The sequence below is a fragment of the Bartonella sp. AP57NXGY genome, from assembly GCF_042195805.1.
In the GTDB taxonomy this organism is placed as follows: domain Bacteria; phylum Pseudomonadota; class Alphaproteobacteria; order Rhizobiales; family Rhizobiaceae; genus Bartonella.
On the sequence record NZ_JBHIOZ010000013.1, the window covers coordinates 1 to 6,655 of the forward strand.

A 6,655-nucleotide genomic window follows, 5' to 3' on the forward strand; every position below is an offset into this window, starting at 1 on the left:
TTCAATGAAGATAGGGATCAGTGGTTAATAATGGCAGAAGCTTTAAAGGTTGGTGTTGCGGGACTTGGTACAGTTGGTACTTCAGTTGTTCGAACTCTATTTGAAAAAGCGAATAGTTTAGCTTGTCAATGTGGGCGATTCATCAAAGTTGTTGCTGTTAGTGCGCGTGATAAAGGTCGCAATCGTGGAATTGATCTTAGTGGTATAAAATGGTTTGATTCACCTGTGGAGTTGGCTGCTTCTGATGAGATTGATGTTTTTGTAGAGTTAATTGGTGGTGAATTGGATGTGGTGTATACCGCTGTTAAGAGAGCGCTTGAGGCGGGACATCATGTTGTAACAGCCAATAAAGCTCTTCTTGCTCGACATGGAGTAGAGCTGGCTATAATTGCAGAAAAAAAAGGTGTTTTTCTTCATTTTGAAGCAGCTGTTGCAGGGGGGATTCCTGTTATCAAAGCGATGAGAGAATCACTTGTTAGTAATCGCATATCGCGAATTTATGGTATTCTCAATGGAACCTGTAATTATATATTAACACGTATGTTTACGGAAGGTCTTTCATTTAAAGATTGTTTAGCAGATGCACAGAGACTTGGGTATGCTGAAGCAGATCCAAGTTTTGATATTGAGGGAAATGATACTGCTCATAAATTAGCTTTGTTGACAAGCTTGGCATTTGGAACTGCTGTTTCGTTAGATGATGTTTATGTTGAAGGAATTCATAATATTTCGCAAATTGATATTCGAGCAGCTGATGAATTGGGGTATCGGATTAAGCTTTTAGGGGTTGCATTAAAAACGGATTCTGGAATAGAGCAACGCGTTCATCCAACAATGGTACCAACATCCTCAATGATTGCACAGATAAATGGTGTAACCAATGCTCTTTCTATTCAAAGTGATTTATTAGGTGAATTACTGTTTTCTGGTCCTGGCGCCGGAGGAAAGGCAACAGCATCAGCCGTTATTGGTGATTTGGCTGATATAGCAAAAGCACGTTCTGGTTTTCAGTATGCACCTGTTTTAAGACGTCCAGCATTAGAACTTGCTCCTCATAAAAAAGCACGTATTTCGCATCATGCAGGTGGTTATTTTATTCGTTTAAATGTTCATGATCGTACTGGTGTTTTTGCCGAGGTCGCAAGGCATATGGCTGATAATCACATCTCATTGGAGTCGATTGTTCAAAGATCTTTTGTAGAAGATCAAATTGAAAAAACAATTATTTTAATTACGCACGAAACAACAGAGGTGAATGTACGACAGGCACTTGCAGAAATTGAAAAAGATGGACATCTTGTTGCAAAATCTCAATTTATTCGTATTGAACCTATGGCAAAGAATTGATAACTTTCTTGATAATAAAAAAAGCACGCTTGAGTTCTTTTATCTCTTGTGGAAAATTTTCATCTTTGCCAAAAAACTTTATTCTTAGTATTTAATAAGGACTCATATTTTTTCTGGTATTCATTCGGTAGGATTTTTTCATATGCCCACAACTCAGAAGATTTTAAATGGACTTGATCGTATTTTGACGCTTGAATTGGTACGTGTTACTGAACGTGCTGCTGTTGCTGCTGCACGCTGGCGCGGACGTGGCGATGAAAAGGCAGCGGATCAAGCTGCTGTAGATGCAATGCGGCAGGAACTTAATCGATTGCCTATTGATGGTACAGTGGTGATTGGTGAAGGTGAGCGGGATGAAGCGCCTATGCTTTATATTGGAGAAAAAGTAGGTCTTCAAAGTGGATTGGCGATCGATATTGCACTTGATCCACTAGAGGGTACAACACTTTGTGCTAAAAATATTGCCAATTCTTTGGCAGTAGTTGCAATTGCTGAAAAGGGTAATCTCCTTTATGCCCCTGATGTTTATATGAACAAAATTGCTATTGGTCCTGGTTATCCAAAGGGAGTAGTCGATATAGATGCTTGTCCTACCGATAATATACATGCTCTTGCGAAGGCTAAAGGAGTGACTGTTAATCAGATTGTTGTTTGTATTATGGATAGACCTCGTCATGAAAAATTGGTTAATGAAGTACGAGCGACAGGGGCGTCGATTCGCTTGATTGGGGATGGAGATGTGGCTGCTGTTATTGATACAACTGATCCAGAAGAAACAGGTATTGATATCTATATGGGGATTGGTGGAGCACCTGAAGGTGTCTTAGCTTCTGCTGCTTTGCGCTGCATTGGAGGACAGATGCAAGGTCGTTTGCTGCTTGATACAGAAGAGAAAATTGCTCGTGCAGCTAAAATGGGGATTAGTGATCCCAATAAGGTTTATACAATGGAAGAAATGGCAAAGGGTGATGTTTTGTTTTCAGCAACAGGGGTGACAGATGGCAATATGCTTTCTGGTGTTAAATTTACATCTCGTTACATTCAAACGGAAACTCTCGTAATGCGCTCCCATACGGGTACAGTCCGTAATATTAAAGCAAAGCATAGAAATCATTCGAAATTTGATTAATGCTTTCTTTTTTGTCACTAAAAATAGAGGGAGTTTTTCTAGGAAAAACGCTTCCATGAATCTACTTTCATGGAAGCGTTTATAGATATGAGAATACCTTAAATATTATGAGATCTGGACAGAATGTACCCAGCCATTTTTATCTTCTATGTTCCCTTTTTGAATGCCAACCAATTGTGTACGAAGCTGCTTTGTAACTTCTCCAACTGTTTCATTTCCAATAATAAATTCTCCCCCTTTATATCTAAAACGACCAATTGATGTGACAACGGCAGCTGTACCACAAGCAAAGGCTTCTTTAAGGTGTCCACTCTTTGCATCTTCTTGAAGCGCTGTAAAAGAATAAGGACGCTCTTCTATTTTTAATCCCATTTGTTGAGCTAACCTTAAGATTGAATCACGGGTTATCCCTGGAAGGATAGTTCCATTAAGTGGGGGGGTTACAAGTGTATTATTGTCCATAATAAAGCAGACATTCATACCACCAAGTTCTTCAATCCATTTATGTTCAATCATATCAAGGAAGAGTACTTGGCTACAATTATTTTCAGTTGCAGTTTTTTGTGCCAGTAAGCTTGCTGCATAGTTTCCACCACATTTGGCAGCCCCTGTTCCTCTTGGACCGGCACGACTATAATCTGTTTCAATCCAGACGCTGACAGATTTTTCTTCTCCTTTGAAATAGGATTCAACTGGAGAGGCTATGACACAAAAAAGATATTCTTGAGAAGGGCGGACTCCCAAAAAGTTTTCATTGCCAAACATAAATGGACGGATATAGAGGCTAGCGTTGGGCTGATCAGAAACCCATTTTTGATCAATCTTTACTAATTGATGAACGGCATCCAGAAAAATATCTTTTGGCAATTCTGGCATAGCTAAACGCCTCGCTGATTCTATAAAGCGTTGTGCATTGGCATCAGGACGGAAGAGCAAGATGCGTCCATCTTTTGCACGATATGCTTTTAAACCCTCAAAAATTTCCTGTCCGTAATGTAAAACGGTACTTGCAGGGTTAATTTCTAAAGCTTTGTATTGAGAAATGACGGCATTGTGCCAGCCTTTGTCTTCAGTCCATTGAATAGTACACATGTGGTCTGTAAAAAATTGACCAAAACCGGGACTTTTTAAAATTTCTTCATATTTTTCTTCTGACAGAGGAGATGGGTGTTTTTCTATTTTAAAGGGAAGCGATGATATGGGAGATTTCATAAAAAACCTTTTGAGTATGTTTCATTTTTATTAATAAAAATAATGAAATATTTTGATTATAACTCTATTATTAACAAAACCTTTGTGTCAATGTTTTATTATAGAATACAAAGGGGTTTATTATAGAATTCAAAGGCTAGAGTAGGGTAGATATTTTAATTCTATCCTCGCTTCTTTTTCTCAACTTTATGAAGTAAACTGGAACTTTTGTTTATAATTATCGTTTTCTCACAATAAGTATCTGAATAATTGCATATATGCATATTTTCTAGAAATTTAAAGGTAAGGGAATTGAGAAAAGGAATCCACTATGATTGATAAAAATTATCACACATATGAAGAACGTATGGCCGCAGAAAGAAGAGGTCATGAACAACCTGTTTCAATCGCTAAGGGTATTTTTGCTATTCTTCTTGCGATGGTTATTATCTGGTTTATTTTTGGTTTTTTAGGATCTTTTTTTGCAAAATCTCCTGAACATAGTTCGCGTTATAATACCCCAGAAACAAGCCAAAGTGTAACAACGCCCAAAAAAGATTTAAATTCGCTTCCTCCTGTACCTTATACCTATAAGGGTACGGAGTAATTTTTTCGTAAATATAATCTTTTAGATAGGGCGAAAATCGACGTAGATTAAGGAATAAAGTCAGCACAAAGACATAAAAAAGAGAGGAATGATTTTAATTTCTGAAGTTTTTGATAAGTAATTAAATGGTATGGAAATAAATAATGCAACGGTTGTTAAAACCGTTGCATTATTGGTTTAGCGTGTGATGAAGCAGCTTCCACCAGAACTTTTAATGGATTCACAAAGGATTATGGCTTCATTACGGTCTTGCGCTTGAATCCGAACACGGTAATAAGTACCTTTTCCTGGTATAAAAGCGGATTGAATATTTAAAGAACGGGCACCGATAAGGAATCCAAATTTAGATTTCATATTTTTTAAAGAATTTCTAGCGAGCTCATACGTTGGTTGAGATGCAAGTTGTACGTAATAACTTTCTGAATTTTGTGCTGCGACTCTGTTTGGTGATATGGGGCGAGACGCGGCTGGTGTTTCAACTTGTGTATTTCTTTCTGCATGGGAAGGGATAGGGATAAATTTTTCTTCAATATTTGAGCTAGAATTATTTTCTGCGATTATTTTATCAATATTATTTTTGAGATCATGATCTCTTTCTTGGTCGTTTATATCAGAATCATGCGACGAAACAAGGGACGAATCTTGAAGTTCATTAGAAGTTTGATCAATGCTTTCTTCAGATTGAGCAGCAGTTTTGCTGTTTGTTTGATGCGCGGAGGCTAGTGTAACTGTACCATCTTGATTGACAATAACAGTTTGTACTTCTCGCATTGGAATAGTATGATTTATGGCTTCTGTGACTGCATCTTCAACATCAGATTCATTTAAAGACGATGAGGAAACGCTTGAAGATTCTTCAGGGTTTAATTCTTTTAAATTTTCAGGTTGTTCAGAGTTATCAATAAGAAATTGTTGTGTATTTTCTTGTTTCTCATTTTGTTCAGTTGTTTGTTTATAAATATCTAAATTATGTGCAACATCATTTTTCGTTTCAGTTGTTTCTGGTTTGAATTTAAAAGGCGTATTATCAGCGTGGATAATGACCGTTTCTTCATTTTTTTGTGATGGCATAAAAAAATGAGAATAACCAGCAAACCCAAGTCCTATTAAAATAAGTATAAAAAAACCTTTAATGAAAGTTTTACCAAAAATAAAACTTTTTAAGGGAGGAGGAGCTGATGGAGGTGTGGGAACCTCATCTGAGTTTGTGTATGATGAATTCTCGCTAAAAGAGGGAAAATTATATTCCATATTGGCAGAAGAAAAATAGTCGGAATTTTGTTCTTTAGAGTTTATATAAACACCTTCTTTTGAATTTTGCATAGACTGATGAAAAACTTCACTAAAAACCTCGTTTTTCTGTTTTTTTTGAGAAAAATTATCCGTTGGGACATTCCCTACATTGAGTACATCAGCAAATTCTTCTTCTAAACCACCATTAGTTGGCACATCATATTCTGGCGCTTCATACGGGACTTCTGGAACCATAATAGGACCAGTTTTTTCTACGATTTCCTCTGAAAATTTATAAGTATCAACATTGGGAGGGGGAGTATCTCTGTGCGTATAGTTATGGGCAAAAAAGCCATCCGTTTGTTTTGTATTTAAAGAGGGGGATGAGGAAAGAAACTCATCTAAATTATTTTCATTATATGAAATTTCTCTATTTGGGTTAGAGGCACCTTCGGCGTTATTGATGTATTGGGCTCGAGCCTCATCATATATCGGAACTTTTTCGCCATAAGTTTCTTGTTGTGAGGGGGGGGCTGCAAAAAAATGGGGATAATTGGTTGTATGATCTTCTTGTGAAGCTCCCTTTAAATAAGATTGTCTATCAACTGGTGGAGAATCTAAAGGTGAGGAGAAGGTACTTGTTGTTTGATTTCTTGCAGTGTTTTGTCTTTCTGACACAAGATTAGAAGATGAAAAAAACTCATTTTCCTCTGTAGAAGAGGAGACATCAGGATAATCTTTTTTAATCCAATTTTCTTGATCAGCTGAAATTTTATAGGGATGGTTTATAGGAGTGTCATAGAGGTTTTGATTGTCCTCATAAGTTTTTTGTATATTCGTAGTCTCAGGTTGTTGTGAATTTATTTGTGAAAAACGATTGGTTTGTTCAACATCTTCTGGCGTCTCTCTCTTATTTTCGTGCCTTTCAGATTTATCAAAAAAGAAATTTTCTGATTCTGATTGTGACATAAGATTACTTTTTTCAAGAAAAGGATCAGCATTGGTTGCTGTTTTTTTCTGTTGATGTGATTGATTCTTTGGGATTGGTAATGGAGAAAGCTCATCTAAAATTTGTTCTTCATCATGACTGCTAGGTGAAGAATATTTCTCTTCAGATAAATTATTTTGTTTTGAATGGTTGAAAGAAG

5 protein-coding genes are annotated in these 6,655 nt (G+C 36.8%); 3 read left to right on the forward strand and 2 right to left on the reverse strand.

All coding sequences use genetic code 11. The annotated features are described in order from the left end of the window. The first annotated feature begins 30 nt into the window (after positions 1 to 30). Together ACFIL8_RS03185 and glpX are read left to right on the forward strand one after the other, a co-directional pair. Positions 31 to 1,347 carry a homoserine dehydrogenase gene (locus ACFIL8_RS03185; RefSeq protein ID WP_375645814.1) on the forward strand — a complete coding sequence of 439 codons (1,317 nt, stop codon included), beginning with the start codon at positions 31 to 33 and terminating at the stop codon, positions 1,345 to 1,347. Between the two features lie 142 nt (positions 1,348 to 1,489). Beyond that, positions 1,490 to 2,476 carry a class II fructose-bisphosphatase gene (gene glpX, locus ACFIL8_RS03190; protein WP_375617770.1) on the forward strand — a complete coding sequence of 329 codons (987 nt, stop codon included), beginning with the start codon at positions 1,490 to 1,492 and terminating at the stop codon, positions 2,474 to 2,476. A 105-nt stretch (positions 2,477 to 2,581) separates the two neighbouring features. Here the strand turns inward: glpX and ACFIL8_RS03195 are convergent, their stop codons facing one another. Then, a complete protein-coding gene (locus tag ACFIL8_RS03195; protein WP_375685960.1) occupies positions 2,582 to 3,688 on the reverse strand; it encodes a branched-chain amino acid aminotransferase in 1,107 nt (368 codons plus the stop codon). A gap of 310 nt (positions 3,689 to 3,998) precedes the next feature. Between ACFIL8_RS03195 and ACFIL8_RS03200 the strand changes: the two genes are divergently transcribed. Next, entirely contained in the window at positions 3,999 to 4,274 is a 276-nt protein-coding gene (locus ACFIL8_RS03200) for a hypothetical protein (protein ID WP_375627800.1), read from the forward strand. A 177-nt stretch (positions 4,275 to 4,451) separates the two neighbouring features. Here ACFIL8_RS03200 and ACFIL8_RS03205 read toward each other — a convergent pair. Continuing rightward, a partial coding sequence (locus ACFIL8_RS03205; RefSeq protein WP_375688891.1) for an SPOR domain-containing protein occupies positions 4,452 to 6,655 on the reverse strand: 2,204 nt, incomplete at its 5' end.

Bases quoted from the DNA above. Each gene is read 5' to 3' on its own strand.
- ACFIL8_RS03185 (WP_375645814.1), top strand. From the start codon at position 31: ATGGCAGAAGCTTTAAAGGTTGGTGTTGCGGGACTTGGTACAGTTGGT.
- glpX (WP_375617770.1), top strand. From the start codon at position 1,490: ATGCCCACAACTCAGAAGATTTTAAATGGACTTGATCGTATTTTGACG.
- ACFIL8_RS03195 (WP_375685960.1), bottom strand. From the start codon at position 3,688: ATGAAATCTCCCATATCATCGCTTCCCTTTAAAATAGAAAAACACCCA.
- ACFIL8_RS03200 (WP_375627800.1), top strand. From the start codon at position 3,999: ATGATTGATAAAAATTATCACACATATGAAGAACGTATGGCCGCAGAA.